At 71.6% G+C, this 25,816-nt stretch carries 27 protein-coding genes; 23 read left to right on the forward strand and 4 right to left on the reverse strand.

The window, feature by feature from the left end; all coding sequences use genetic code 11:
* The first annotated feature begins 43 nt into the window (after positions 1-43).
* From DEO23_RS15055 to DEO23_RS15080, 7 genes are read left to right on the forward strand one after another with little or no spacing between them, the layout of a single operon-like run.
* A complete protein-coding gene (locus tag DEO23_RS15055; protein ID WP_109276849.1) occupies positions 44-1,237 on the forward strand; it encodes a histidinol-phosphate transaminase in 1,194 nt (397 codons plus the stop codon).
* Positions 1,234-1,872: an imidazoleglycerol-phosphate dehydratase HisB gene (hisB, locus tag DEO23_RS15060; RefSeq protein ID WP_109276850.1), complete on the forward strand. Its 639-nt coding sequence runs from the start codon at positions 1,234-1,236 to the stop codon at positions 1,870-1,872. The genes DEO23_RS15055 and hisB overlap by 4 nt, the downstream gene beginning before the upstream one ends.
* Positions 1,869-2,483, forward strand: a complete 615-nt coding sequence (locus DEO23_RS15065; protein WP_109276851.1) for a hypothetical protein — start codon at positions 1,869-1,871, stop codon at positions 2,481-2,483. The genes hisB and DEO23_RS15065 overlap by 4 nt, the downstream gene beginning before the upstream one ends.
* Positions 2,480-3,175, forward strand: a complete 696-nt coding sequence (hisH, locus tag DEO23_RS15070; RefSeq protein WP_109276852.1) for an imidazole glycerol phosphate synthase subunit HisH — start codon at positions 2,480-2,482, stop codon at positions 3,173-3,175. Before DEO23_RS15065 ends, hisH begins: the two co-directional genes overlap by 4 nt.
* Positions 3,172-3,327 (forward strand): hypothetical protein, encoded by a 156-nt coding sequence (locus tag DEO23_RS16180; RefSeq protein WP_165831872.1) that lies wholly within the window; start codon positions 3,172-3,174, stop codon positions 3,325-3,327. Before hisH ends, DEO23_RS16180 begins: the two co-directional genes overlap by 4 nt.
* Before the next feature lie 53 nt (positions 3,328-3,380).
* Complete coding sequence (gene priA, locus DEO23_RS15075) at positions 3,381-4,115, forward strand: bifunctional 1-(5-phosphoribosyl)-5-((5-phosphoribosylamino)methylideneamino)imidazole-4-carboxamide isomerase/phosphoribosylanthranilate isomerase PriA (RefSeq protein WP_109276853.1); 735 nt, start codon at positions 3,381-3,383, stop codon at positions 4,113-4,115.
* Positions 4,112-4,987, forward strand: coding sequence for an SseB family protein (locus DEO23_RS15080; RefSeq protein ID WP_109276854.1), 876 nt, complete (start codon positions 4,112-4,114; stop codon positions 4,985-4,987). The genes priA and DEO23_RS15080 overlap by 4 nt, the downstream gene beginning before the upstream one ends.
* Before the next feature lie 85 nt (positions 4,988-5,072).
* Here DEO23_RS15080 and DEO23_RS15085 read toward each other — a convergent pair whose 3' ends face one another.
* The gene (locus DEO23_RS15085) at positions 5,073-5,528 is read right to left on the reverse strand and encodes a DUF1844 domain-containing protein (protein WP_109276855.1); all 456 of its coding nucleotides are present in this window, start codon (positions 5,526-5,528) and stop codon (positions 5,073-5,075) included.
* Between the two features lie 184 nt (positions 5,529-5,712).
* Between DEO23_RS15085 and infC the strand changes: the two genes are divergently transcribed.
* The 4 genes from infC to DEO23_RS15105 all read left to right on the forward strand — a co-directional run bounded on the left by infC (position 5,713) and on the right by DEO23_RS15105 (position 8,034).
* A complete protein-coding gene (gene infC, locus DEO23_RS15090; protein WP_338067843.1) occupies positions 5,713-6,468 on the forward strand; it encodes a translation initiation factor IF-3 in 756 nt (251 codons plus the stop codon).
* Positions 6,469-6,526: 58 nt separating this feature from the next.
* Positions 6,527-6,721: a 50S ribosomal protein L35 gene (rpmI, locus tag DEO23_RS15095; RefSeq protein WP_109276856.1), complete on the forward strand. Its 195-nt coding sequence runs from the start codon at positions 6,527-6,529 to the stop codon at positions 6,719-6,721.
* Positions 6,722-6,785: 64 nt separating this feature from the next.
* Positions 6,786-7,166 carry a 50S ribosomal protein L20 gene (gene rplT, locus DEO23_RS15100; protein ID WP_109276857.1) on the forward strand — a complete coding sequence of 127 codons (381 nt, stop codon included), beginning with the start codon at positions 6,786-6,788 and terminating at the stop codon, positions 7,164-7,166.
* A gap of 22 nt (positions 7,167-7,188) precedes the next feature.
* Entirely contained in the window at positions 7,189-8,034 is an 846-nt protein-coding gene (locus DEO23_RS15105) for a TrmH family RNA methyltransferase (RefSeq protein WP_109276858.1), read from the forward strand.
* Between the two features lies 1 nt (position 8,035).
* Here DEO23_RS15105 and DEO23_RS15110 read toward each other — a convergent pair whose 3' ends face one another.
* The 3 genes from DEO23_RS15110 to DEO23_RS15120 are packed head-to-tail and all read right to left on the reverse strand — an operon-like array spanning position 8,036 to position 10,286.
* Complete coding sequence (locus DEO23_RS15110; protein ID WP_109276859.1) at positions 8,036-8,572, reverse strand: RDD family protein; 537 nt, start codon at positions 8,570-8,572, stop codon at positions 8,036-8,038.
* Positions 8,569-9,192: an MBL fold metallo-hydrolase gene (locus DEO23_RS15115; RefSeq protein ID WP_109276860.1), complete on the reverse strand. Its 624-nt coding sequence runs from the start codon at positions 9,190-9,192 to the stop codon at positions 8,569-8,571. Before DEO23_RS15115 ends, DEO23_RS15110 begins: the two co-directional genes overlap by 4 nt.
* Positions 9,189-10,286 (reverse strand): S-(hydroxymethyl)mycothiol dehydrogenase, encoded by a 1,098-nt coding sequence (locus DEO23_RS15120; RefSeq protein WP_109276861.1) that lies wholly within the window; start codon positions 10,284-10,286, stop codon positions 9,189-9,191. The genes DEO23_RS15115 and DEO23_RS15120 overlap by 4 nt, the downstream gene beginning before the upstream one ends.
* Before the next feature lie 252 nt (positions 10,287-10,538).
* Here DEO23_RS15120 and pheS point away from each other — a divergent pair, with 252 nt between their 5' ends.
* From pheS to tyrS, 12 genes are all read left to right on the forward strand, one after another.
* On the forward strand, positions 10,539-11,669 hold the full coding sequence (gene pheS / locus DEO23_RS15125; RefSeq protein WP_240613443.1) for a phenylalanine--tRNA ligase subunit alpha: 1,131 nt from the start codon (positions 10,539-10,541) through the stop codon (positions 11,667-11,669).
* Between the two features lies 1 nt (position 11,670).
* Positions 11,671-14,256 (forward strand): phenylalanine--tRNA ligase subunit beta, encoded by a 2,586-nt coding sequence (gene pheT / locus DEO23_RS15130; RefSeq protein ID WP_109276863.1) that lies wholly within the window; start codon positions 11,671-11,673, stop codon positions 14,254-14,256.
* A complete protein-coding gene (locus DEO23_RS15135; protein WP_109276864.1) occupies positions 14,253-14,444 on the forward strand; it encodes a hypothetical protein in 192 nt (63 codons plus the stop codon). The genes pheT and DEO23_RS15135 overlap by 4 nt, the downstream gene beginning before the upstream one ends.
* 166 nt (positions 14,445-14,610) lie before the next feature.
* The gene (gene argC, locus DEO23_RS15140; protein WP_205678997.1) at positions 14,611-15,756 is read left to right on the forward strand and encodes an N-acetyl-gamma-glutamyl-phosphate reductase; all 1,146 of its coding nucleotides are present in this window, start codon (positions 14,611-14,613) and stop codon (positions 15,754-15,756) included.
* Between the two features lie 74 nt (positions 15,757-15,830).
* Positions 15,831-17,000 (forward strand): bifunctional glutamate N-acetyltransferase/amino-acid acetyltransferase ArgJ, encoded by a 1,170-nt coding sequence (argJ, locus tag DEO23_RS15145; protein ID WP_109276866.1) that lies wholly within the window; start codon positions 15,831-15,833, stop codon positions 16,998-17,000.
* A complete protein-coding gene (gene argB, locus DEO23_RS15150) occupies positions 16,997-17,941 on the forward strand; it encodes an acetylglutamate kinase (protein WP_109276867.1) in 945 nt (314 codons plus the stop codon). The genes argJ and argB overlap by 4 nt, the downstream gene beginning before the upstream one ends.
* Positions 17,934-19,199, forward strand: a complete 1,266-nt coding sequence (locus DEO23_RS15155; RefSeq protein WP_109276868.1) for an acetylornithine transaminase — start codon at positions 17,934-17,936, stop codon at positions 19,197-19,199. The genes argB and DEO23_RS15155 overlap by 8 nt, the downstream gene beginning before the upstream one ends.
* A gap of 1 nt (position 19,200) precedes the next feature.
* On the forward strand, positions 19,201-20,181 hold the full coding sequence (gene argF / locus DEO23_RS15160) for an ornithine carbamoyltransferase (RefSeq protein ID WP_109276869.1): 981 nt from the start codon (positions 19,201-19,203) through the stop codon (positions 20,179-20,181).
* Positions 20,178-20,813, forward strand: coding sequence for an arginine repressor (locus tag DEO23_RS15165; RefSeq protein WP_109276870.1), 636 nt, complete (start codon positions 20,178-20,180; stop codon positions 20,811-20,813). Before argF ends, DEO23_RS15165 begins: the two co-directional genes overlap by 4 nt.
* 81 nt (positions 20,814-20,894) lie before the next feature.
* Positions 20,895-22,124, forward strand: a complete 1,230-nt coding sequence (locus tag DEO23_RS15170) for an argininosuccinate synthase (RefSeq protein ID WP_109276871.1) — start codon at positions 20,895-20,897, stop codon at positions 22,122-22,124.
* Complete coding sequence (argH, locus tag DEO23_RS15175; RefSeq protein WP_109276872.1) at positions 22,121-23,578, forward strand: argininosuccinate lyase; 1,458 nt, start codon at positions 22,121-22,123, stop codon at positions 23,576-23,578. Before DEO23_RS15170 ends, argH begins: the two co-directional genes overlap by 4 nt.
* Before the next feature lie 171 nt (positions 23,579-23,749).
* Positions 23,750-25,021: a tyrosine--tRNA ligase gene (tyrS, locus tag DEO23_RS15180; RefSeq protein WP_109276873.1), complete on the forward strand. Its 1,272-nt coding sequence runs from the start codon at positions 23,750-23,752 to the stop codon at positions 25,019-25,021.
* The last annotated feature ends 795 nt before the right edge of the window (positions 25,022-25,816 follow it).

Raw genomic sequence — 25,816 nt, forward strand, 5'->3', positions numbered from 1 at the left:
GGCGTGGGAGAGACGGTCGCCTCCCGGCCTCTACGATGGGGCCATGCCCGTCTCGAGCCGTCCCGACGTCGCTGCGCCCGCCCGTCCCGCGGCGACGCACGCCGCCGCGCCCACGCCCGTGCGCGAGGGCCTGCCGCCGCGTCGCGAGGACCTCCGCGGCGTCGATCCCTACGGCGCCCCGCAGATCGACGTCCCCCACCTCTTGAACGTCAACGAGAACCCGGTCGGCCCCTCCGCGGCGCTCGCCGAGGACCTCGGACGTGCCGTGCGAGAGGCCGCCGGTGGACTGAACCGGTACCCCGACCGCGAGTTCACCGCCCTGCGAGAGGACCTCGCCGACTACCTCGCCGCCGAGTCCGGGATCCCGGCGCCACCCGTGGCATCGGTCTGGGCCGCGAACGGGTCGAACGAGATCATGCACCAGCTGCTGCTCGCCTACGGCGGTCCCGGACGCACGGCCCTGGGCTTCACGCCCCACTACTCGATGTATCCCGAGTACGCCCGCGACACCTACACGGACTGGGTCGTCGCCGATCGTGGACCGGCGCCGGAGTTCGCCCTCACCGCCGAGGACGTGACCGCGGCGATCGCGGCGCACCGGCCCGACATCGTGGTGCTGACCAGCCCGAACAATCCCACCGGGACCGCACTGGCCCCGGACGTCGTGAGCGCCGCCGCACAGGCGCTGCTGCCCACGGCGGGGATGCTGGTGGTCGACGAGGCCTACGGCGAGTTCCGGCGCGACGGCGTCCCCAGCGCGCTCGAGCTCCTGCCGCAGTTCCCGAACCTCGTGGTCACCCGCACCATGTCCAAGGCGTTCGCCCTCGCCGGCGGGCGCCTGGGATACCTCGTGGCCGATCCCGCGATCGTCGACTCCGTGAGGGTCGTGCGTCTGCCCTACCACCTCTCGGCCGTCACCCAGGCCGTCGCCCGCACCGCCCTGGCACACCGCGAGGAGCTGCTGGGGAAGGTCGATCAGCTGCGGACGGCACGGGACGCCCTGTTCGAGCACCTGCGCGAGCGAGGGCACCTCACCGCCCCCTCGGACGCCAACTTCATCTACTTCGTCCCGCTCCTGCACCGGGCCGCGGACCGTCACCAGGTGTGGCAGGCTCTGCTCGAGCGCGGCGTGCTGATCCGTGAGGTGGGCCCCGAGCCCTGGATGCGCGTCTCCGTCGGCACGGACGAGGACAACGCCGCATTCCGCACCGCCCTCGAGGAGGCCGACCCCCGATGACATCGAGCATGGACGAGAGCGCGGCTCCCGCGCGCGCCCACCGCACCGCGAGCATCTCCCGCACCACCCGCGAGTCCTCCGTCGAGGTCACCCTCGACCTGGACGGGACGGGCGTCGTCGACGTCGCGACCTCGGTGCCCTTCTTCGACCACATGCTGACGGCGCTCGGCACCCATGCCCGTTTCGACCTGACCGTGCGGGCGAGCGGTGACACCGACGTGGACGTCCACCACACCGTCGAGGACACGGCCATCGTGCTCGGCCAGTGCCTGCGTGAGGCCCTCGGGGACAAGCGCGGCCTCTCCCGGTTCGGAGAGGCCACCATCCCGCTGGACGAGGCCCTCGCCCACGCCGTCGTCGACGTCTCCGGGCGTCCGTACTGCGTGCAGACGGGCGAGCCCGAGGGGCAGGAGTACCACCTGATCGGCGGGCACTTCACCGGCTCCCTGACCCGGCACGTCCTGGAGTCCCTCTCCTTCCACGCCGCGATCTGCCTGCACATGCGAGTGCTCGCGGGCCGTGACCCCCACCACATCGTCGAGGCCCAGTTCAAGGCCCTCGCCCGGGCCCTGCGCGCCGCGTGCGCGCTCGACCCCCGCGTGAGCGACGTCCCCTCCACGAAGGGAGCCCTGTGAGCACCGCAGAACCGCCCCGCCCCTCCGGCGGCGACGACGACATCGACGCCGAGTTCGCACGCCTGACCCAGGGCCTCGACCTCGGTGGTGAGAACTCCGAGCCGCCCGAGGAGTCCGAGCCCTTCACCGTCGAGGACATCATCAGCGGGGGAGAGGACGAGGAGCCCGCGATCGCGGTCGTGGCCACCTCCGTGGTCTCCGCCAAGGCCCTCGCCGGCGCCATCCGCCTGGGCCGTGAAGCGCGCACCGACGGTGCCGAGATCCCCGCCGGCACCCGCGTCCACGACACCTCGATGGGGGCGATCGCCGTCGGCGCGCTCCAGGAGGGCATCGCGCACGAGCTCGCCGCCATCACCTCCACCGCCCTGCAGCGCAACGGCGTGGTCCTGTTCTGGCGCAAGGGCGAGCGCATGACCGCGACGCGCTACAAGGAGGGCGAGCGCGGTGAGGACGTCTCACCGGCGATCGTGATGGGGGCGATGGACGACCTGGTCGAGCAGCTCATGCTGGGCGCGGCCGACGTCGCCACCCTCGGGGAGGGCTACGACCCGGCCGTGCTGACCCGCGACGAGGCTCTCGCCTGGATCTCCCAGGGGCGCAAGGAGCGATGACCCCCACGGAACACGAGGACATGACGTCGAAGGATCTCGCGCGGGTCGTGGTCCTGGACCACGGGAGCGGCAACGTCCGCTCCGCCGTGCGCGCCCTCGAGGCGGCAGGTGCCGCCGTCGAGCTCACCGCGGATCGCGAGACCGCTCTGGCGGCCGACGGGCTCGTCGTGCCCGGTGTCGGCGCCTTCGCGACGACGGCGGCACAGATCCGCGCCGTCGGCGGGGACCGGATCATCGAACGTCGGCTGGCAGGGGGACTGCCCGTGCTGGGTATCTGCGTCGGACTGCAGGTGATGTTCGCGGCCGGCACGGAGCACGGTGAGCGCACCATCGGCCTGGACCAGTGGCCGGGGGAGGTGACGCGGCTGCAGGCACGCGTCGTCCCCCACATGGGCTGGAACACGGTCGAGGTGCCCCAGGGCAGCAGGCTCTTCGAGGGCATCGAGGGCGAGCGCTTCTACTTCGTCCACTCCTACGCGGCCCGCTCCTGGGAGCTCGAGTCGCAGCCGCCGCTGCCGGACCCCCTGGTGACGTGGGCGACCCACGAGTCGGACCGGTTCGTCGCTGCCGTCGAGAACGGTGCCCTCACCGCCACCCAGTTCCACCCCGAGAAGTCCGGCGCCGCCGGGACCCGGCTGCTGCGCAACTGGCTTCGCACCCTGCCCCGTCGTCGGGCGGGAGCGACCGCATGATCCTCGCCTTCTTCATGCTGTTCGCCGGTGGCATGCTGCTGGGCGGCGCCTGGTCGTTCCACCGCTCGGGCAAGCCCTGGTGGACCCGTATCCTGCTGCTCGTGCTCGGTCTGGTGTGCGTGGCCGTCTGCATCTGGCGGATCCAGACCTGAGAGGCCGCCCCATCTCCCCGTCGCCCCACCGACCCGCTGCCCCGGAGGCACTCATGACCAGCCCCGCGCTCGAACTCCTTCCCGCCGTCGACGTCCAGGACGGCCAGGCCGTGCGCCTGGTCCAGGGAGAGGCCGGCACCGAGACCACCTACGGCTCCCCGCTGGAGGCCGCCCGCACCTTCGAGGCAGGAGGCGCGACCTGGCTGCACCTCGTGGACCTCGACGCCGCCTTCGGTCGCGGCAGCAACGCGAATCTGCTGGCCGAGGTCGTGGCCGCCGTCGATCTGCAGGTCGAGCTCTCCGGCGGCATCCGTGACGACGCGTCGCTGACCGCCGCGCTGGCGACGGGCTGCCGTCGCGTGAACCTGGGCACTGCCGCCCTCGAGAACCCCGAGTGGACCGCCGAGGTCATCGCCGAGCACGGAGACCGCATCGCCGTGGGCCTCGATGTGCGCGGCTCGACCCTGGCCGCACGCGGCTGGACCAAGGAGGGCGGTGACCTCTGGGAGGCGATCGAGCGTCTGGACGCCGCCGGCTGCGCCCGCTACGTCATCACCGACGTCACCAAGGACGGCATGATGAGCGGCCCGAACCTGGACCTGCTCGGCCGGGTCTGCGGGAGCACGGACGCGAAGGTCGTCGCCTCCGGCGGCATCTCCTCCCTCGAGGACCTGCGCTCCCTGCGCACCCTGGTGGAGGCCGGCGTCGAAGGTGCGATCGTCGGCAAGGCGCTGTACGCCGGAGCCTTCACCCTTCCCGAGGCCCTCGAGGTGGCGGGGCGCCCATGACGGGCGACCCGCAGGATCCCGCGAAGCGGACGGGCGCCGAGCACGGAGACCTCCCGCCGGACCCGGGATCCACCGTCGGCGGACGCACCCTCCCCGCCCACTTCCGTGAGAAGTCGCGGTACACCGACACCGCGGGGACCAGCTGGGCAGGACGCGACTACACCACCAGCCCGTTCCCGCAGGACGACGGCACCACGCCGGCCCGGGTGGCCGATGCGCTCGCCGAGCTCGCGTCGGGGCGCGACCCCTATCGCCGTGGTCTGGTCGCTGCTCTCGCCGCCAGCCGACTGCTGGTGCCGATCATGGCGGTCGCCACCGAGGAGGGCGTCACGGCGCACGGTCTGACCGGCGACAACGGGGCTGACATGGCCATGGTCTCGATCACGGCGGCCGACGGCACCCGGATCCTGCCCGTGTTCACGGCCGTCGCCCACCTCCAGAGATGGCAGCCCCGTGCCCGCCCGGTCCCGACCCCGACGGCGCAGGCCGCCCAGGCGGCGGTCCAGGAGGGGATCACCCAGCTCGTGCTGGACCCACCCGGTGAGGGGGGCCAGGCGGCCTCGGCCCCGACCCCGATCACCCTTCAGCGCTCGGTGCTGTGGGCTCTCGCCCAGCGGCGCCCCTGGATCCCGCCGCACGAGGATCCAGAGCTCGCCGCCGAGCTCGCGGCGATCGGGGATGAACTCCCTCCGGTGATCGCCCTGCAGGCGCGCCCGGGTGAGCACGCCGAGGTCGACCTGCTGGTGCGTCTGCGGGAGGGACTTGACGCGGGAGCCGTGCAGGCGGTCGTCGGCCGGCTGAGCGAGATGCTCGGCGCCTCGAGCCTGGTGGCCGATCGCATCAGCTCGCTCAAGCTGACCCTCGGTCGCTGAGCGGCTGAGCGGCTGAGCGGCTGAGCGGCTGAGCCGCTGAGACCTCGGGGCCCGGCGGCCGCGGCGTCGGCCGAGGGGGTTGTTCTCAGCTGACGCGACCCGTCCACTTCTCGCCGGGGGCCCGACCGGGCTCGTCGGGGAAGGGAAGGGCTTCGGCGAAGGCCAGCTGCAGGGTGCGCAGGCCGTCGCGCAGGGAGCGTGCGTGCTCGTTGCCGATCTCCGGGGAGGCCGCCGTCACCAGGCCGGCGAGCGAGGTGATCAGGGCGCGCGCTTCGGCGAGGTCCTGGTAGTTGCCGGTCTCCTCGTCCTCGGCGAGGCCGATCTTCACGGCGGCAGCGCTCATCAGATGCACGCACGCACTGGAGATGATCTCCACGGCGGTGACATCGGCGATGTCCCGGGTCGCGTCCGCGGCGAGGCCGACGTCCTCGAGGTGGTGGTGGCCTGCAGGGCTGTCGCCTCCCTCGGAGGCCTCGAAGCGGAACACCGAGGAGGCGTTCTCGTCGGGGCCGGAGGTACTGGAGGCGGGGGAGTCGTTCACGGGGGTCCTTCGTCGTCTGCGGTGCGAGATGCGGAGCAGGGCGCTCGAGGCCGCTGGGGCGTCGCCCGGGGCGACGCACATCACGGGGCGATCCGGCCTGCTCCTGGTAGCATAGGCGAACGGAACACGACGTTCCCTTGCAAGTGGAGCCTCTCCCACCTCGCGGCGCGCAGTCGTCGGGGTCGTGTCGCAGCTGGCGATCCTGCCGGCCGTGCGCCTGGTCGGCGCGCGCACTCGAGGCCTCCACATCATGTGGGGGCCTTCGTCATGTGATCGACACCGAGGTGAGGAGACACCCATCAGCGAACAGCGCATCAATGGCCAGATCAGGGTCCCCAAGGTCCTGCTGGTCGGACCCAACGGCGAACAGGTCGGCACCGTGCGTGTCGAGGACGCTCTGCGGCTCGCCGCCGAGGCCGACCTCGATCTCGTCGAGGTCGCCCCGGGCGCGAACCCGCCCGTCTGCCGTCTCATGGACTATGGCAAGTACAAGTACGAAGCCAACATGAAGGCCCGTGAGTCCCGGAAGAACCAGACCAATACGCTCCAGAAGGAGATCCGTATGGGTCTGAAGATCGACACCCACGACTACGAGACCAAGCGTCGCAACGTCGAGAAGTTCCTTTCCGGCGGCGACAAGGTCAAGGTCATGGTGCGCTTCCGCGGCCGCGAGCAGGCTCGCCCCGAGCGAGGCATCCACCTGCTCGGGCGCATGGCAGAGGACGTCGCCGACTACGGCTTCGTCGAGTCCCACCCGCGCCAGGACGGCCGCACCATGGTGATGGTCCTGGGCCCGGTGAAGAAGAAGGCCCAGGCACGTGCGGAGGCCCGCAAGCGCCGCACCGATGCCGAGAAGGCCGCCTCCAAGGAGGCCCCCGCGGAGAACACCCCCGTCGAGGCCCCCGAGGATTCCGACAGCACGTCGGACACCCAGTCCTGATCGCCCGTCCGCGCCCGCGGCGCGGACCCACGATCCCATCCAGAAGGAGAACAGGCTCATGCCGAAGAACAAGACCCACTCGGGCACCAAGAAGCGCGTCCGCGTGACCGGCTCCGGCAAGCTCATGCGCGAGAAGGCGAACGCTCGCCACCTGCTCGAGCACAAGGACTCGAATCGCAAGCGCCGCCTGGGCAGCGACACGAACGTCGCCAAGGCCGACACCAAGCGCATGAAGAAGCTCCTGGGCCGCTGAGCCCCCTCGCGGGATTCATGAGTTCCCGCATCCTCGAACTCGAACACCAGCGAAGGAGAATCACGTGGCACGCGTGAAGCGGGCGGTCAACGCCCATAAGAAGCGTCGGGACATCCTCGAGCAGGCCAGTGGCTACCGCGGGCAGCGCTCGCGCCTGTACCGCAAGGCCAAGGAGCAGGTGCTCCACTCCCAGACGTACAACTACCGCGACCGCAAGGTCCGCAAGAGCGACTTCCGTCGCCTGTGGATCCAGCGCATCAACGCTGCGGCCCGCGCCAACGGCATGACCTACAACCGCTTCGTCCAGGGTCTGGGCCTCGCGGGCGTCGAGGTCGACCGTCGCATGCTCGCCGAGCTCGCCGTCAACGACTCCGCGGCCTTCGCGTCGCTCGTGCAGACCGCGAAGGGTGCCCTGCCGAAGGACGTCAACGCCCCCGCGGCCTGACCTTCGCGCAGCAGCTCGCACCATGAGCACCACAGGACGCCCGGACAGCTGGGCGATCACCTCCCCGAGATCCGATCGGGTGAAGAGGATCGCCGCACTGTCCGGGCGTTCTGCACGCCGGAGGCACGGACGCTTCCGGGTGGAGGGACCACAGGCGGTGCGCTCCCTCCTGCAGCACCGGGCACAGGCTGTCCGGGAGCTGTACGTCACCTTCGACGGCGCCGACGCCGCGCCCGAGATCCTCGACCTCGCGGAGACCTCCGGTATCACCGCGCGCGAGGTCTCCTCGGAGATCCTGCGGGCGATGACCCGTGGCGAGGACCCGGCGGACGGGATGGCCTCCCCTCAGGGTGTGCTCGCCGTCGCCGACATCGCCCAGCGCAGCCTGACGGACGTGCTCACGGGCCTTCCTTCGGGGCCGGCGACGGTGCTCGTGCTCCACGAGGTCCAGGATCCAGGGAATGTCGGCACGCTGATCCGCGCGGCCGACGCCTCGGGCGCCGACGCCGTGCTCGCGACGACGGGCACGGCCGACTTCCACGCCCCCAAGGTGGTGCGTTCGGCCACCGGGAGTCTCTTCCATCTGCCGGTGGTCACCGGGATCGCGCCGGAGGCACTGTTCTCCGAGCTGCGGGACGCCGGCGTCTCCGTGCTCGCCACCAGTGGCTACGCGGAGAGCGACCTGTATGCGGCGAAGCTGCCTTCCCGCAGTGCGTGGGTGATGGGGAACGAGGCGCGGGGTCTTCCGGAATCGGTTCTCGCGGATGCCGATCTCGCGGTCCGGATCCCTCTCGCCGGCGACGCCGAATCCCTGAACGTCGCCATCGCGGCGACCGTCTGCCTGTTCGAGACCCTGCGCCGGCGCTGAACTAGCTCGCCGTCACCACGCGGGTGCCGGCGAGCCGGTCGTGCAGCCCGATCCCCGACCCCAGGACGACCGTCCCCAGGAGGCCGAGGACCAAGGGGTAGACGAGAATCATGGCCGCGCTCACCGGGGCCGAGGAACTGCCGTCGTCGAGGTCGCCGTAGACCGCGCCGATCGCGACGACGTGTCCCAGCTCCCAGGGCAGCGCGATCTTCACGGCATTGCGCAGCAGTGCGCGAGGGAAGGATGCCGGTCCCGTGGACGGTCCGGCCGCCACGACCTGGAGCCGCTCCCGGCGCTTCCCCCACGTCGCGGCGCTACCAGCCGACTCCGCACGGGCCGCCCAGAGGGAGGCCAGAATCGGTGGGATGCTGCTTGAGACCAGAGCGATCACACGCGCGATCTCGGTGTCGTGGATCCCCAGGGCCACGGGAACGCCGATCGGGAGCAGGGCAGCGGCGATCCCCATGTATCCCAGGCAGTCCCGGGCGTACGCCCGCCCGCGCCGGAGTGCCAGCGGGGCGGGACGCAGCTGGGTCATGACAGCCAGTCGCCCTGGGCGTTCTCGATCTCGGCGCCGATCGTGGTGTCCGGGCCGTGCCCGGTGTGCACGATCGTCTCCGGCGGCAGCGCGAACAGGCGCGTGCGGATCGACTCCTCGATCGTCGGGCGGTCGGAGTAGGAGCGCCCGGTCGCGCCCGGCCCGCCTTCGAACAGGGTGTCACCGGTGAACACGCAGTCCATGGCGGCCACCCGGTAGCAGACGGAGCCGGGGGAGTGCCCCGGGGTGGCGATCGCCTCGATGTCCACACCCGCCACCGTGAACTCGTCCCCGTCGGCCACGTCTCCGTCCCAGGGCAGGTCCCCGTGGGTGAGCTGCCAGAGCGCCGTGTCCTCGGGATTGAGCAGCAGCGGCGCCTCGAGCTCGGAGGAGAGCTCGGGGGCGAATCGCGAGTGGTCGTCGTGGGCGTGGGTGAGCAGGATGCCCACGCACTCCCGTTCGCCGACGAGGCCGCGGATCGCGTCGACGTCGTGCGGGGCGTCGAACACCACGCACTGCTCGTCGTCGCCGAGCACCCAGACGTTGTTCTCGACCTCGTGGGTCTCGCCGTCCAGGGTGAAGGTGCCCTGGGTGGTGGTGCGGTCGATGCGGGCGCTCATCGGGTCACCGCCACGGTGCGCAGGACCTCGCCCTTGTGCAGTGAGTTCAGGGCGTCCTCGACGCCGGCGAGGTCCGTGGTGCCGGTGACGAAGCGCTCGAGGGGGAGTCGGCCCTGCAGGTAGAGGTCGGTGAGGTAGGGGAAGTCCCGCTCGGGCAGGCAGTCGCCGTACCAGGCGGACTTGAGCGAGCCGCCGCGGCTGAACACGTCGGCCAGCGGGATCGAGAGCTCCGCATCGGGGTGGGGCACGCCCACCAGCACCACGCGGCCGGCGAGGTCGCGGGCGTAGAACGCGGTCTCGTAGGTGGAGGGGAGACCCACCGCGTCGATCACGACGTCGGCTCCGAAGCCGCCGGTGAGCGCCTGGACCTTCTCGACGATCTGGTCGCGGTCGAGGTCCTTGGTGTTGATCGTGTGGGTCGCGCCGAGGTCCTTCCCGGCCTGCAGCTTCTCCTCGACGATGTCGAGGCCGATCACCGTGGTGGCCCCGGCGAGCACGGCGCCCGCGATCGCGGCGCTGCCGACGCCACCCAGGCCGATGACGGCCACGGACTCGCCGCGGCGGACCTCACCGGTGTTCAGGGCGGCGCCCAGGCCGGCCATCAGACCGCAGCCCAGCAGTCCGGCCACCTCGGGGCGAGCCTCCTCGGAGACCTTCGTGCACTGCTTCTCGTGGACCAGGGTCTTCTCGCTGAACGCGCCGATGCCGAGTGCGGCCTCGAGCGCGGTGCCGTCCTCCAGCGTCATCTGCTGGGAGGCGTTGTGGGTGTCGAAGCAGTACTCCTGCTCGCCGCGGCGACACGCGCGGCAGTCACCGCACACGGCGCGCCAGTTGAGCACCACGAAGTCCCCTTCGGCCACGTGGGTGACGTCCTCGCCGATGGCGGAGACCCGGCCGGCGGCCTCGTGGCCCAGCAGGAACGGGAAGTCGTCGGAGACGGCCCCGTCGCGGTAGGCGAGGTCGGTGTGGCACACCCCGCAGGCCTCGATGTCGACGATCACGTCGTTCGGGCCCGGGTCGGGGATGACGATATCGGTGAGCTCGGCGGGTTCGTTCGCACGCCGGGCGATGACGCCCTTCACGGTCGTGGGCATGGTGAGGCTCCTTCCGGGGGAACAGAACTCTGTCCCTGCCAGCCTATACGGGCGCCTGGACGGCGTCTGCGAGTGCTGGCGGCGCACGTGCTCGGGCCCCGACGGGCAGCAGTCATGACCCGCATCCCGCGGTGGTGGTGGAGCCGTCGGCGCGCCCCGGCCGGGCCTCCTAGAATGGTCGGCGGTGCGCACGGGCCGACGTGCCCGGTGCGCCCTGCCCCACCAGCCGCCCACCGGACGAAAGCGATCCCCGTGTCCGAGACACCTCCCAGCCCCGAGACCGCGGGCGCCGCGGACCCCGAGGCCGTCACCATCGACGAGCCCACCATCGGCGCCGCCGTCGACGCCGCACTCGCCGCGATCGCCGGGGCCACCACCACCGCCGAGCTGAAGCAGGTGCGGATCGATCACGTGGGCGATGCCAGCGTGCTCTCGCGCGCCAACGCCTCGATCCGTGACCTGCCCAAGGACCAGAAGGCCGCCGCCGGGAAGCTGGTCGGCCAGTCCAAGGGGCGCGTGCAGAAGGCCCTCGCCGCCCGACAGGACGAGCTCGCCGCCGCGGAGGAGGAGGCCGCCCTCGCCGAGGAGACGGTCGACGTCACGGTGCCCGTGGATCGCCGTCCGCGCGGCTCCCGCCACCCGCTGCGCACCCTGCAGGACCGCATCGAGGACTTCTTCGTCGGCATCGGCTGGGAGATCGCCGAAGGACCCGAGATCGAGACGGTCTGGTACAACTTCGATGCGCTGAACGCCGAGGCCAACCACCCCTCGCGATCGCCGCAGGACACCCTCTACGTGGCGCCGGAGGACTCCGGGCTGCTGCTGCGCACCCAGACCTCCCCGGTGCAGATCCGCGCGATGCTCGAGCGCGGCGCACCGCTGTACATCGCGTGCCCCGGTACCGTCTACCGGGCCGACGAGTTCGACGCCACCCACTCGCCGATGTTCAACCAGATCGAGGGCCTGGCGATCGACAAGAACCTGACCATGGCGAACCTGGTGGGCACGCTCGACGCCTTCGCCGCCGCCATCTTCGGCGGTCGCCCCGTCACCCGCCTGCGCCCCAACCACTTCCCCTTCACCGAGCCCAGCGCCGAGATGGACTTCCGCTGCTTCAGCTGCGACGCGCGGCTGGGGCTCGACCACGACGCCGACCCGGAGTGCCGTGTGTGCGGCGGCACCGGATGGATCGAGATGGGCGGCTGCGGGATGGTCCACCCCGACGTGCTGCGCTCGGCGGGCGTGGACCCCGAGGAGTACCAGGGCTTCGCCTTCGGACTCGGGATCGAGCGCATCCTCATGCTGCGCAACGGCGTCGCGGACATGCACGACATGGTGGAGGGCGACGTCCGCTTCTCCCAGCACTACGGGACGGAGATCTGAGATGCCCCGCATTCCGCTCACCTGGCTCGGCCAGCACGTCGCCCTGCCCGAGGACGCCTCGGCCCAGCAGGTCGCCACGGACCTCTCGCGCGTCGGCCTCGAGGAGGAGGCGATCTTCGGCGCCCAGGTCACCGGGCCGCTCGTCGTCGGTCGCGTCCTGGACCTGGTCAAGGAGCCGCAGAAGAACGGCAAGACCATCAACTGGTGCCGCGTGGACGTGGGACCCGAGCACAACGAGGCCGAGGACTCCCCGAAGGATCCCCAGCCCGGCGAGGAGCGTCCCAGCCGCGGGATCATCTGCGGGGCGCACAACTTCGTCGAGGGCGACCTTGTGGTCGTCTCCCTGCCCGGCACCGTGCTGCCCGGGCCCTTCCCGATCGCCGCGCGCAAGACCTACGGCCACGTCTCCGACGGCATGATCTGCTCGGGCGACGAGCTGGGGCTCGGACCGGATCCCGACGGCGAGGACGGCATCATCGTGCTGGGCCGCGGCCACGCCCGGGGTCTCACCGGTGAGCCCGGTGACGACGCGATCTCCCTGCTGGGTCTCGGCGAGGAGGTCGTCGAGATCAACGTGACCCCGGACCGCGGATACGCCTTCTCGATGCGCGGCGTGGCGCGGGAGTACTCCCACGCCACCGGCGCCGCCTTCACCGACCCGGTGAGCACGATCGAGGTGCCCACTGCCGACGGCGACGGCATCGCCGTCCAGCTGGCCGACGAGGCGCCCGTCCAGGGCCGCGACGGGTGCACGCGCTTCGTCGCCCAGGAGGTCTCCGGCATCGACACCGAGGCAGCGACGCCGCGCTGGATGCAGCAGCGCCTCATCCTCGCCGGGATGCGTCCCATCTCGCTGATCGTCGACGTCACCAACTACGTCATGCTCGACCTCGGCCAGCCCCTGCACGCCTACGACGCGGCCGAGCTCGTCGGCCCGGTCACCGTGCGCCGCGCCCACCCCGGCGAGAAGCTCGAGACCCTCGACGACAAGCCGCGCGCGCTCGACCCCGAGGACCTCGTGATCGCCGACGCCGGCGGCAGCGGGGACCGGGCCATCGGGATCGCGGGCGTCATGGGCGGCGCCTCGACCGAGGTCTCGTCGAGCACCCGGGACGTGGTCCTGGAGGCGGCGACCTTCGACACCGTCAGCGTGGCGCGGTCCGCGCGGCGCCACCGCCTGCCCAGCGAGGCCTCCAAGCGCTTCGAGCGCGGTGTGGACCCGCTGCTCCCGGCCGTCGCCGTCACCAGGGCCGCCGGGCTGCTCGCCGAGCACGGGGGCGGCACGGTCTCCGCCTCCCGCACCGACGTCGGCGAGGTGGCTGCGCGCGAGCCGATCGCCTTCGAGGTCGACGCCCCCGCCGCCCTCGTCGGCATCGACTACACCCCCGAGCAGGTTCGCGAATCCCTCGAGGCGATCGGCTGCACGGTGGACGGCGAGGCCGTCGCCGGCGGCACCCTCGTGGTCACGCCGCCCTCCTGGCGGGGCGACCTGGTGATCCGCGAGGACCTCATCGAGGAGATCGCCCGCCTGGTGGGCTACGAGAAGATCCCCTCGATCCTTCCGCAGGCCCCCGGCGGCCGTGGCCTCACGCGTGCCCAGCAGGCCCGTCGCCACGCCGCCCGGGCGTTCGCCGAGGCCGGGCTCAGCGAGGTCACCTCTCTGCCCTTCGTCCCCGCGTCCGTGTTCGACACCCTCGGGTACGGCGCCGACGACGAGCGTCGCGAGGCCGTGCGGCTGCTGAACCCCCTCGCGGAGGACGAGCCGCTGCTGCGGACCAGGCTCCTGCAGACGCTGCTGCCCGTGGCGCGCCGCAACCTGGGACGCGGACAGGACTCGCTGGCCCTGTTCGAGCTGGGCGCGGTCTCCCGCGCCGCCCGCGGGCGCATCGAGGAGCTGCCCGCGGCGCAGCGTCCTACCCCGGCTCAGCTGCAGCAGGTCGACGAGGCGATGCCCGCACAGACCCGCCACCTCGCTGCCGTTCTCGGCGGGACCGTCGGGCCGGCCTCCTGGTGGGGTGCCCCCGAGCAGTGGCACTGGGCCGCGGCGATCGACCTCGCGCAGCGCGCGGCTGCCGCGGTCGGCGCCCGTGTGGAGGTGCGTCAGCGCGAACAGGCTCCCTTCCATCCCGGGCGATGCGCCGAGCTGTTCCTCGAGGACGGCACGGTGATCGGTCACGCCGGCGAGCTGCACCCGAAGGTCGTCAAGGCCTTCGACCTGCCCGCGCGCACGAGCGCTCTCGAGCTCGACCTCGAGGCGGTCATCGTCTCGGCCCCGGCCGTGGTCGAGGCCGAGCCGGTCTCCACCTACCCGCTGGCCAAGGAGGACTTCGCCTTCGTGGTCGACGAGGGTGTCCCGGCCGTCGCGGTGCAGGCCGCGATCGTCGCAGGGATCGGCGACGTGCTCGAGAGCGTGCACCTGTTCGACGTGTTCACGGGCGAGCAGGTCGGTGAGGGCAAGAAGTCGCTCGCCTTCGCCGTGCACCTGCGCTCGGAGGACGGCACCCTCTCCGCCCAGCAGATCGGTGCCGCACGTGAGCGCTGCATCGAGGCGGTCTCCCGGGCCGTCGGAGGCGTGCTGCGCGCGTGACGGGCGCACGGTCGGGGCTCGGCACGGCACGCTATGTCGGGCTGAGCCTCGACGTCGCCCGCAAGCCGTTCTCGGCCGACGGTGTCCGTGGTCTGCTCGCGCGTCTGGGAGAGCTCGGCTTCACCGCCCTGCACCTGCACCTGACGGAGACCGGCCGGGTCGCCGTGCGCCTGGCATCCGATGTTTGATTCGTAAAACGATTCGCAATCGGTGTCATCTCCGCTGATCAGCTCCCGGGCCGGGCGATGTTCGCCCACCCCCTCCCGGCGGCGTCGGTTCGCACTCCCGGGGCTTCGGAGGGCCGGGGAACGGCCGTGCATGCGTGAGTATGCATTCTCTTGTATAGTTGTACGCATGCAGTCGGAAGCCCTCTCCACGTCCACCCCGGTCGATCCCGCGCACCAGGCGGCCGCGCGCCGCCGGGTCGCCGTCGTCGGCGCCTCGGGGTACGCGGGCGGGGAGACCCTGCGGCTGCTCGCGGACCACCCTCTGCTCGACGTGGTGACCGTGACCGCGCACTCGAGCGTCGGCAAGCGCCTGAGCGAGGTCGCACCCCACGTACATCTCGAGCACGACCTCGAGCTCGTCGACACCACGGCCGAGAACCTCGCCGGACACGACGTCGTGGTCCTCGCCCTCCCGCACGGCCAGTCCGGGGAGATCGCTGCTCGGCTGCGGGTGGATGACCCCGACGTCCTCGTGGTGGACCTGGGCGCGGACCACCGCCTGGAGAGCGCGCGCGACTGGGCGGACTACTACGCGGGCGAGCACTCGGGCACGTGGACCTACGGGATGCCCGAGCTGCCTCTGCACGAGACCGCGGGATCGCGGCCGGCAGCGACGACTGCCCGGCGTCAGCGGGACCTCCTGCAGGACGCGCGCGAGATCGCGGTCCCCGGCTGCAATGCCACCGCCGTCACCTTCGCGCTGGCTCCGCTGGTCCGCGCCGGACTCGTGGACCCCTCCGCCCTCAGCGCGGTGCTCCCGGTCGGCTACTCGGGTGCGGGCCGCAGTGCCAAGCAGCACCTCCTGTTCGCCGAGGCCGGCGGTGGTGCCGCGCCCTACGGCATCGGCGGGACCCACCGTCACATCCCGGAGATCCTGCAGAACCTGCGGCGCGCTTCCGGCGTCTTCGACGCCCGCCTCACCTTCACCCCCGTGCTGGTCCCGATGACCAGGGGTATCCTCGCCGTCATCACCGCGCCGGCCGGCGACGGGGTCACCGAGCAGGACCTGCTCGACGCGCTCGGTTCGGACTACGCCGACGAACCCTTCGTCGACGTCCTGCCCGCGGGCCGTGTCCCCTCCACCCAGCAGGTGCTCGGTGCGAACACGGTGCGTCTGGGGGCCACCGTCGACCGACGCAGCGGGCAGGTCACCGTCCTCAGCGCGATCGACAACCTCGTCAAGGGGACCGCCGGCGCCGCCGTGCAGTCGACGAACCTCGCGCTCGGCCTGCCCGAGACCCTGGGACTGCCCCGCACGGCCCTCGCACCCTGAGCACACCGAGACGCCGCCCTCCGCGCGGCGACACCTCCGTCGATCCGTGCTCCGCTCCCACACCTGGAGAACCCATGTCCATCACCTTCCCGCAGGGATTCCGCGCCGCCGGGATCGCCGCCGGCCTCAAGAGCAGCGGCGCCGCGGACCTCGCCCTCGTCGTCAGCGACGGTCCCCTCGACGTCGCCGCTGCCGTCTTCACCGCCAACCGGGTCCAGGCCGCGCCCGTGCAGTGGTCCCGCCAGGCCGTGGCAGACGGCCGCGCCCGCGCGGTGATCCTGAACTCCGGGGGAGCCAACGCCTGCACCGGCCCCGACGGCTTCGCCGACACCCACCGCACGGCGGAGCACGTCGGCGCGCTCCTCGAGCTCTCCGCCCAGGACGTGCTGGTGTGCTCGACGGGCCTGATCGGCGAGCGGCTCCCGATGGACGCCCTGCTGGGCGGGGCGCTCACCGCGCGCGACGCCCTGGAGGGAGGCGCATCGGCCGGCGCGGACGCCGCGCGAGCGATCATGACCACCGACACCGTCGAGAAGACCGCAACGGCGACCACCCCCTCGGGGGCGCGCGTCGGCGGGATGGCCAAGGGCGCCGGCATGCTCGCGCCCCAGCTGGCGACCATGCTCGTCGTGCTCACCACGGATGCGGTCGTCGATGCGGCCACGGCCGACGAGGCGCTACGCAGCGCCACCTCCACGACGTTCGACCGGGTGGATTCCGATGCCTGCATGTCCACCAACGACACCGTGATCCTGCTGGCCTCCGGGGCGAGCGGCGTCGAGACCACCGCCGAGGAGCTCACCGACGCACTGCGCCAGGTCAGCTCGGAGCTCGCCCGCTCCCTGGTCGCCGACGCCGAGGGCGCGAGCCACGACGTGCACGTGGTCGTCACCGGGGCCGGCACCGAGGGCGCCGCGCTCGCCGTCGCCCGCGAGATCGCCCGCTCGAACCTGGTGAAGGCGGCGATCTTCGGCAACGACCCCAACTGGGGACGGATCGTCGCCGCCGCCGGCTGCGTCCCCGAGTCGGTCGCACCCTTCGACCCCGCCCGCCTGGGCGTGCGCGTCAACGGCGTCCAGGTGTGCCGGGACGGCGGCGCCCACGAGGACCGCTCGACGGTCGACATGACCCCGCGCGAGACCCTCATCGAGGTCGACCTCGGCGCGGGCACGGCCAAGGGCGACATCTGGACCAACGACCTCACCCACGACTACGTCGAAGAGAACAGCGCGTACTCCTCATGACCCCAGCAGCCTCCAAGAACCCGCTGACGGACCTCACACCCGCCCAGGCAGACGCCCGCGCGAAGGCCGAGATCCTCATCGAGGCACTGCCGTGGATGCAGCGCTTCATGGGGAAGATCGTCGTGGTCAAGTACGGCGGCAACGCGATGATCGACGACGAGCTGCGTCGCGCCTTCGCGGCCGACATGGTCTTCATGCGTCAGGCCGGGATCCACGTCGTCGTGGTCCACGGCGGCGGGCCCCAGATCAACACGATGCTGGAGCGCGTCGGCGTCACCAGCGAGTTCCGTGCCGGTCTCCGTGTCACCGACGAGCAGACGATGGAGATCGTGCGCATGGTGCTCGTCGGCCAGGTCGGACGGGAGCTGGTGGGACTCGTCAACGAGCACGGCCCTTACGCGATCGGGATGTCCGGGGAGGACGCCCGGCTGTTCGCCGCCCGTCGGCGCGGAGCGGTCGTCGACGGCGAGGAGATGGACCTGGGCCACGTCGGCGCCGTCACCCAGGTGCGACCCGAGTCCATTCAGGACCTGCTGGACGCGGGGCGCATCCCGGTGGTCTCCTCCATCGCCCCCGAGATCGACGAGGACGGCCGCCCCACGGGGGCGGTGCTGAACATCAACGCCGACCTCGCGGCCGCCGCACTCGCGGCCGGGCTGGACGCGGAGAAGCTCGTGGTGCTCACCGACGTCGAGGGCCTGTACCGCGACTGGCCGGACCGCGACTCGCTGATCCCCGAGATCACCGCGAGCGATCTGCGGGAGATGCTGCCCTCGCTGACGGCGGGCATGATCCCCAAGGCCGAGTCACTGCTGGATGCCGTGGACGCAGGCGTGCGCACCGCGGCGATGACCGACGGCAGGATCGCCCACGCGGTCCTGCTCGAGGTGTTCACCGCGAAGGGCGTGGGCACGATGGTGAGGAGGGACGACTATGTCTGAGCAGATCACGACCACGTCGGGGACGACGGGAGCGGAGGACCTCACGACCCGCTACGGCGCCTCGATGCTGGGCGTCTTCGGGACGCCCCAGCGCATCCTGGTGCGCGGGGAGGGAGCCCACGTCTGGGACGCGGAGGGCAACGAGTACCTCGATCTGCTCGGCGGGATCGCGGTCAACGCGCTGGGCCACGCCCACCCCTCGTTCGTCGCAGCCCTCACCAAGCAGGTCGAGACCCTCGGCCACGTCTCGAACTTCTTCGCGACCGGACCGCAGATCGAGCTCGCCGAGACCCTGCTGCGCCTGGCGGAGGCGCCGGCGGGGTCGGGCGTGTTCTTCACCAGCTCGGGCACCGAGTCCAACGAGGCCGCCTTCAAGATCGCGCGCCGCACCGGGCGCCCGCGCATCCTCGCTCTCGAGGACGCCTTCCACGGCCGCACCATGGGAGCCCTCGCCCTCACCCACAAGGAGTCCTACCGGGAGCCCTTCGAGCCTCTCCCCGGCGGGGTGGAGTTCGTGCCCCCGGGCGACGTGCAGGCGCTCGAGGCCGCCCTGGCCCCCGGCGACGTCGCCGCCCTGTTCCTCGAGCCCATCCAGGGCGAGGCCGGGGTCGTCCCGCTGCCGGACGAGTACCTGCGCGCAGCGCGGCGGCTCACCGCCGAGCACGGCACCCTGCTGATCGTCGACGAGGTGCAGACCGGCGTCGCCCGCACCGGGGAATGGTTCGCCCACCAGCGCCTCGACGACCTGCAGCCCGACGTGATGACCCTGGCCAAGGGACTGGGCGGCGGGTTCCCGATCGGCGCGGTGATCGCCTACGGGGAGCAGGTGCGCTCCCTCCTGCAGCCCGGTCAGCACGGGACCACCTTCGGCGGCAACCCGCTCGGGGCCTCCGTCGCGCTCGCCGTGCTCGGCACCATCGCCGAGGACGACCTGCGCGGCAGCGCCCGCGATCGGGGCGACCACCTGGCGCGGCGCATCGACGAGCTCGCCGCGGACGACGACCGCATCACCGGCATCCGCGGAGCGGGCCTGCTGCGCGGCATCGCCCTGGCAGAGCCGATCGCGCCGCAGGTCGTGGCCCGAGCGCTCGAGGCCGGTTTCATCATCAATGCCGCCAACCCGCACACGCTGCGCCTGGCGCCGCCGCTGATCGTGACCGATGCGCAGATCGACACCTTCGTCGACGCGCTGCCGGCGCTGCTGGATGCCGCGACCCCCGGCAACTGCGAGTCCGACACCATCGGAAAGAGGTCCTGAGATGCCCCGGCACTTCCTGCGCGACGACGACCTGAGCCCGCGCGAGCAGAAGCAGGTGCTGCAGCTCGCACTCGCCCTGGCCGACGACCGGTTCGCACGTCGCCCCCTCGAGGGCCCGCGCACGGTCGCCGTGCTCTTCGACAAGGCCTCCACCCGCACCCGCGTCTCCTTCGCGACGGGGATCGCCGAGCTGGGAGGGAACCCGCTGGTGCTGGACGCCGGCTCCAGCCAGCTGGGGCGCGGCGAGTCGATCGCCGACACCACGCGGGTCCTCACCCGGCAGGTCTCCGCGATCGTGTGGCGCACCTTCGGACAGGGACGCATCGAGGAGATGGCCCGGTACGCGAGCGTCCCCGTCGTCAACGCGCTGACCGACGAGTTCCACCCCTGCCAGATCCTCGCGGACCTGATGACGATCGCCCAGCACACCGGCGGCCTCGCGGCCGGCGACGGCGCGCTCGAGGGCCGTTCGATGGCCTACCTCGGGGACGGCTCGAACAACATGGCCCACTCCTACCTGCTGGGAGGCGTGACCGCCGGGATGGACGTGCGGATCGCGGCGCCGGCCAGTCATCTGCCCGCGACCCCGGTGGTGCGCGACGCGGAGGCGATCGCGCAGCAGACCGGCGGCAGCGTGACCATCACCGACGACCCCGCGCACGCGGTCGAGGCCGCCGACGCCGTCATCACCGACACCTGGGTCTCGATGGGGCAGGAGACCGAGTCCGGGCGCGGCGGCGAGACCTTCGCGCCGTTCGCGGTGACGGAGTCGCTGATGGCCCGCTCGGGCGGGATCTTCCTGCACTGCCTGCCCGCCTACCGGGGCAAGGAGGTCGAGGCCGCGGTGATCGACGGCCCGAGCTCGGTGGTCTGGGACGAGGCGGAGAACCGCCTGCACGCGCAGAAGGCCCTGTTGACGTGGCTGCTCGAGCACCCCGACGCCGCGACCGCGCCGCACGCACGGATCCGGGAGTCGCGATGAACGCCCACGACCAGCCTCGGACCATCGCCCAGACCAAGACCGCCCGCCAGGAGCGCATGGTCGAACTGCTGACCACGCGGGAGGTCTCCTCCCAGGCGCAGCTCGCGGATCTGCTCGCCGGCTGCGGGATCGAGGTCACCCAGGCCACGCTCTCGCGCGACCTCGTCGAACTGCGTGCCGAGAAGGTGCGCGGGAGCAGCGGCGGACTGGTCTACCAGGTCCCGGCCGACGGCGGGGAGATCGGTGGCCAGCGCCGCACCTCGAGCACCGAGCAGCTGGGCGCCCGACTGCTCAGGCTGCTCGAGGAGCTGCTGGCCTCGGCCGACGTCGCCGGGAACATCATCGTCCTGCGCACGCCGCCGGGGGCGGCACAGTTCCTCGCCTCGGCGATCGACCGATCGGTCCTGCCCGACGTCGTCGGCTCGATCGGGGGCGACGACACGGTCCTGCTGGTCACCCGCGATGCCGAGACCGCGACGGCGCTGGCCGCCCGCCTGCTCGATCTCGCCGAGGGCCGACGTGCCGCCGGCGGGAGCGCGGAGGAGCCCGACCACCCGACACCCGGCGACACCACTGCCGGCGACACCACTGCTGACGACACCGGGGCCGACGCCACGCGGACGACCCCCTGAGCCACGGACGACGCGGGGGAGAATGACCCCCGGCGTCCTCATCGGTTCCCACCGACACCCGACTTCGAAGGAGCACCACTCGTGACCGAACGCATCGTCCTCGCCTACTCCGGCGGCCTCGACACCTCCGTGGCCATCGGCTGGATCCACGACGCCACCGGCGCCGAGGTCATCGCCTGCGCGGTCGACGTCGGCCAGGGCGGGGAGGACCTCGAGGTCGTCCGCCAGCGCGCCCTGGACTGCGGCGCCGTCGAGGCCTACGTCGCCGACGCCCGCGACGAGTTCGCCGACGACTACTGCATGCCGGCGCTCAAGGCCAACTCGCTGTACATGGACGCCTACCCGAACGTCTCGGCGATCTCCCGTCCGGTGATCACCAAGCACCTGGTGAAGGCCGCCAAGAAGTACGGCGCCTCGACCGTCGCGCACGGCTGCACGGGCAAGGGGAACGACCAGGTGCGCTTCGAGGTGTCCATCACCTCGCTGGCCCCCGAGCTCAAGTGCATCGCCCCGGTGCGCGACCTGGCCCTGACCCGCGACCGCGCGATCGAGTACGCCGAGCGCAAGAACCTGCCGATCGCGACGACCAAGCACAACCCGTTCTCGATCGACCAGAACGTGTGGGGCCGGGCGATCGAGACCGGCTTTCTCGAGGACATCTGGAACGAGCCCACCAAGGACGTCTTCAGCTACACCGACGACCCGGCCTTCCCGCCGGTCCCCGACGAGGTCGTGATCTCCTTCGAGCACGGCGTGCCGGTCGCGATCGACGGTCGTCGGGTGAGCGCTCTCGAGGCGATCCAGGAGCTCAACCGCCGGGCCGGGGCCCAGGGGATCGGTCGGATCGACATCGTGGAGGACCGCCTGGTGGGCATCAAGTCCCGCGAGGTCTACGAGGCACCCGGGGCGATGGCGCTGATCACGGCCCACCAGGAGCTCGAGCGGGTCACTCTCGAGCGCGAACAGGCCCGCTTCAAGCGCCAGGTCAGCGACCGCTGGACCGAGATGGTCTACGACGGCCAGTGGTTCTCGCCGCTCAAGCGCTCGCTCGACGCCTTCATCGACGACACCCAGCGCTACGTCAACGGTGACATCCGGATGACGCTCCACGGCGGACGTGCGACCGTCACCGGTCGCCGGTCCGAGACGGCCCTGTACGACTTCTCGATGGCGACCTACGACGAGGGAGACCAGTTCGACCAGTCGCAGGCCAAGGGCTTCATCGAGATCTACGGGCTGGCCGCGAAGCAGGCCGCTGCCCGCGACGTGGCCTTCGGCAACGGCGAGCAGCTCGGCGAGGATTCCAAGTGACGAGCGGGCAGACGGGCGGCGAGCAGGCAGCCGCCGGCGCGCCGGGTGCGAGCGCGGCCCTCTGGGGCGGGCGCTTCGGCTCGGGCCCGGCCGCGGCCCTGGCCGCGCTCTCGAAGTCCACGCACTTCGACTGGAAGCTCGCCCAGTACGACCTGCGGGGCTCGACGGCGCACGCGAAGGTCCTGCACCGTGCGGGTCTGCTGAGTGATGACGAGCTGGCCCGCATGCACGCGGCCCTCGACGAGCTCTCGGCCGACGTCGCCTCCGGGGCCTTCCAGGCCGCGGAGGACGACGAGGACGTGCACACCGCTCTCGAGCGCGGTCTCGTGGAGCGTGCGGGCAGCGAGCTGGGCGGGAAGCTGCGTGCGGGTCGTTCGCGCAACGACCAGATCGCGACGCTGATCCGCCTGTTCATCCGCGACAGCGCACGGGGCATCGGCGACCGGGTGCTGGACCTGGTCGCGGTGCTCCTCGAGCGCGCCCGCGAGGTGCACGGCGCGCCGATGCCGGGCCGTACCCACCTCCAGCACGCCCAGCCCGTGCTGCTCAGCCACCACCTGCTCGCCCATGCCTGGCCACTGCTGCGGGACGTCGAGCGGCTGCGGGATCTCGACGCCCGCGCGGCCGTCTCGCCCTACGGCTCGGGGGCTCTGGCCGGATCCAGTCTGGGGCTGGACCCGCAGGCCGTCGCCGCGGACCTCGGCTTCGAGGACTCGGTGTGGAACTCGATCGACGGCACCGCGGCGAGGGACCTGACCGCCGAGTTCTCCTTCGTGCTGACGATGATCGGGATCGACCTCTCGCGACTCGCCGAGGAGGTCATCGTGTGGAACACCAAGGAGTTCTCGTTCATCACGCTCGACGACTCCTTCTCGACGGGCTCGTCGATCATGCCGCAGAAGAAGAACCCGGACATCGCCGAGCTTGCTCGTGGCAAGGCCGGCAGGATCCTCGGCGACCACACGGGTCTGCTCGCGACCCTGAAGGCCCTCCCTCTCGCGTACAACCGTGATCTGCAGGAGGACAAGGAGCCGGTCTTCGACCAGGTCGATTCCCTCGAGCTGGTGCTGCCGGCGTTCACCGGGATGATGGCGACCCTGGTGTTCCACACCGAGCGGATGGCCGCTCTCGCACCGCAGGGCTTCTCCCTGGCCACCGACATCGCCGACCACCTGGTGCGCCGCGGCGTCCCGTTCCGGGTGGCCCATGAGATCTCCGGTGCCTGCGTGAAGGTGGCCGAGGAGCAGGACAAGGAGCTGTGGGATCTCACGGACGAGGAGTTCGCGAGCATCTCGGATCACCTGGACTCCTCCGTGCGCGAGGTGCTCACGGTGCAGGGGTCGATCGCCTCGCGGGACGCCAAGGGCGGCACGGCCCCGGCACGCGTGGCGGAGCAGGAGGACGCTCTCGGGAGCGCCGTCGAGGCGCTGCGCGGCTTCACCCAGGAGGCCTGAGCCGGACGCCCACGCGCGGCATCACCGCGCGTGGGCGGAAACCCGGTCGCGGGGCACGACCGGACTGGGGGAGAATGGACGGCGGGCGCCCGGGACCGGACGCTCGCATTCAGATCCGTACGCCTCTCCCGCACGGGAGGGTCGGATCACCCGGACGAGAGGACCTGATCGATGCAGACCATCCTGGACGAGCTCACCTGGCGTGGGCTCGTGGTGCAGACCAGCGGGCGCGATGCGCTCGCAGCGGCGCTCGAGGATGGACCGATCGGCCTGTATTGCGGGTTCGACCCGACGGCGGCGTCCCTGCACGTGGGGCACCTGACCCAGGTGCTCACCATGCGGCGCTTCCAGCTCGCCGGGCACCGGCCCTACGCCCTCGTGGGCGGGGCGACGGGGCTGATCGGCGATCCCCGCATGTCCGGCGAACGCGTCCTGAACGACGAGGGCGTGGTCGCCGGCTGGGTGGACACCCTGCGTGACCAGATCTCCCGCTTCCTGGACCTCGAGGGGCCGGCCGGGGTGCAGATGGTCAACAACCTGGACTGGATCGGCCAGATGGGCGCCCTGCAGTTCCTGCGGGACATCGGCAAGCACTACCGCATGGGCACGATGCTCGCGAAGGAGACCGTCGCCCGCAGACTCTCCAGCGACGAGGGGATCAGCTACACCGAGTTCAGCTACCAGGTGCTGCAGGGGCTGGACTTCCTCGAGCTCTACCGCCGTCACGGCGTGACCCTGCAGTACGGGGGGAACGACCAGTGGGGCAACCTGATCTCCGGCGTCGACCTGATCCATAAGGTCGAGGGCGAGGACGTGCACGTGCTGACCACACCCCTGGTGACCAAGGCCGACGGCACCAAGTTCGGCAAGAGCGAGGGCGGCGCGATCTGGCTCGACGCGGAGCTCACCAGCCCGTATGCCTTCCACCAGTTCTGGCTGAACGCGGCCGACGCCGACGTCGTGAAGTACCTGCGCTACTTCACCTTCCGTGAGCGCGAGGACATCGAGGCGCTCGAGCAGGAGACCCTCGAGGCGCCGCAGCGTCGGGCGGCGCAGAAGGCCCTGGCCGACGACATCACGACGCTGGTGCACGGACCGGAGGCGACGCGCCAGGCCAATGCCGCCGCGGCCGTGCTGTTCGGACGCGGGGACGTGCGCGAGCTCGACGGGACGACGGTGGAGGCGATCGCCGGCGAGCTGACCACCGTGGACGCCTCGGCCGACACCGCGCTGGTCGATGGGTTCGTGGCGGTCGGGATCATGACCTCGAAGTCGCAGGTGCGCCGCGCGGCAGCGGAGGGCTCGCTCTCCGTCAACGGCGAGAAGATCTCCGGTGAGGAGGTCGAGCGACCGATCGGTGAGGTGGTCCGCCCGCTGCCCGGTGGCTACGCCCTGCTGCGGCGCGGTCGCAAGGCGGCGGCGATGGTCCGCCTCGCAGGCTGAGGACTCGACGGACCTCGCCGCGAGCAGTCGCGATGGCGAAGGCCGGGAGCAGGAGAATCTTCTCCGGCCCCCGGCCTTCGCCGTTCGGGCACGCGTCCGCAGCTGTTCCGTCCGCGGCACGCGGCCGCTGCGATATCCCGACCGTGGCATGCGACCAGGACGGGCCGGCCCCCGTCCCGGGTCGCGCGGCCAGGGGGAGGGAAAGCGAGGCGCCACGGCGGATGTCCGAGCACTGTGGACGAGGCACCCGGGGGCGCAGCCTGGGTCGTTCCCAGGGGCGTGGGGGAATGAGCCGGCGGCCGGTGTGATGCCGGGCCCATCTCCACCTCACACGCCCCGGGACACGGCCGTCATCATCCGTCACAAAGGGCGCTGACCTGCACGGCGACGTCCGCGAAGCGGTCGCGGAGGGGTTCCGGGCCGGATTGACCCGCGGTTCTCCGGGGGCCTAATGTCTTCCTTGTCGCCGCAATGAGGACACCGACGAAGGGCCGGCCCGAGAGGGACGGAACGGAGCCGGGGAAGACGGAGCGGGGACGAGCCGGAAGGAGTCATCCGGGACGGTGCCACGATGTGGCGCAGATCCACTCGGAGGACTTGCGGAAGGCGCAGGTGCTCGACTACAGTTGAGCCTCGCGCCGCTTCGACGGGAACGTCGGCCGCAGAACGGAAGGCGCATCGAGCCCCTGACACGGCCCAGGATCTGGGTCGCGCCGGTGTGTGCGTGTTGTTTGAGATCTCAATAGCGTGTCTGTTTGTTGATGCCAAATTTTGTTTGGCATGACGGATGATGTA

It is taken from the genome of Brachybacterium endophyticum, assembly GCF_003130585.1.
Taxonomy (GTDB): Bacteria; Actinomycetota; Actinomycetes; order Actinomycetales; family Dermabacteraceae; genus Brachybacterium; species Brachybacterium endophyticum.

Excerpts from the sequence above, each read along its gene's own strand:
- DEO23_RS15055 (WP_109276849.1), top strand. The coding sequence starts at position 44 with ATGCCCGTCTCGAGCCGTCCCGACGTCGCTGCGCCCGCCCGTCCCGCG.
- hisB (WP_109276850.1), top strand. The coding sequence starts at position 1,234 with ATGACATCGAGCATGGACGAGAGCGCGGCTCCCGCGCGCGCCCACCGC.
- hisH (WP_109276852.1), top strand. The coding sequence starts at position 2,480 with ATGACCCCCACGGAACACGAGGACATGACGTCGAAGGATCTCGCGCGG.
- DEO23_RS16180 (WP_165831872.1), top strand. The coding sequence starts at position 3,172 with ATGATCCTCGCCTTCTTCATGCTGTTCGCCGGTGGCATGCTGCTGGGC.
- priA (WP_109276853.1), top strand. The coding sequence starts at position 3,381 with ATGACCAGCCCCGCGCTCGAACTCCTTCCCGCCGTCGACGTCCAGGAC.
- DEO23_RS15080 (WP_109276854.1), top strand. The coding sequence starts at position 4,112 with ATGACGGGCGACCCGCAGGATCCCGCGAAGCGGACGGGCGCCGAGCAC.
- rpmI (WP_109276856.1), top strand. The coding sequence starts at position 6,527 with ATGCCGAAGAACAAGACCCACTCGGGCACCAAGAAGCGCGTCCGCGTG.
- DEO23_RS15105 (WP_109276858.1), top strand. The coding sequence starts at position 7,189 with ATGAGCACCACAGGACGCCCGGACAGCTGGGCGATCACCTCCCCGAGA.
- DEO23_RS15110 (WP_109276859.1), bottom strand. The coding sequence starts at position 8,572 with ATGACCCAGCTGCGTCCCGCCCCGCTGGCACTCCGGCGCGGGCGGGCG.
- DEO23_RS15115 (WP_109276860.1), bottom strand. The coding sequence starts at position 9,192 with ATGAGCGCCCGCATCGACCGCACCACCACCCAGGGCACCTTCACCCTG.
- DEO23_RS15120 (WP_109276861.1), bottom strand. The coding sequence starts at position 10,286 with ATGCCCACGACCGTGAAGGGCGTCATCGCCCGGCGTGCGAACGAACCC.
- pheT (WP_109276863.1), top strand. The coding sequence starts at position 11,671 with ATGCCCCGCATTCCGCTCACCTGGCTCGGCCAGCACGTCGCCCTGCCC.
- argC (WP_205678997.1), top strand. The coding sequence starts at position 14,611 with ATGCAGTCGGAAGCCCTCTCCACGTCCACCCCGGTCGATCCCGCGCAC.
- argJ (WP_109276866.1), top strand. The coding sequence starts at position 15,831 with ATGTCCATCACCTTCCCGCAGGGATTCCGCGCCGCCGGGATCGCCGCC.
- argB (WP_109276867.1), top strand. The coding sequence starts at position 16,997 with ATGACCCCAGCAGCCTCCAAGAACCCGCTGACGGACCTCACACCCGCC.
- DEO23_RS15155 (WP_109276868.1), top strand. The coding sequence starts at position 17,934 with ATGTCTGAGCAGATCACGACCACGTCGGGGACGACGGGAGCGGAGGAC.
- argF (WP_109276869.1), top strand. The coding sequence starts at position 19,201 with ATGCCCCGGCACTTCCTGCGCGACGACGACCTGAGCCCGCGCGAGCAG.
- DEO23_RS15165 (WP_109276870.1), top strand. The coding sequence starts at position 20,178 with ATGAACGCCCACGACCAGCCTCGGACCATCGCCCAGACCAAGACCGCC.
- tyrS (WP_109276873.1), top strand. The coding sequence starts at position 23,750 with ATGCAGACCATCCTGGACGAGCTCACCTGGCGTGGGCTCGTGGTGCAG.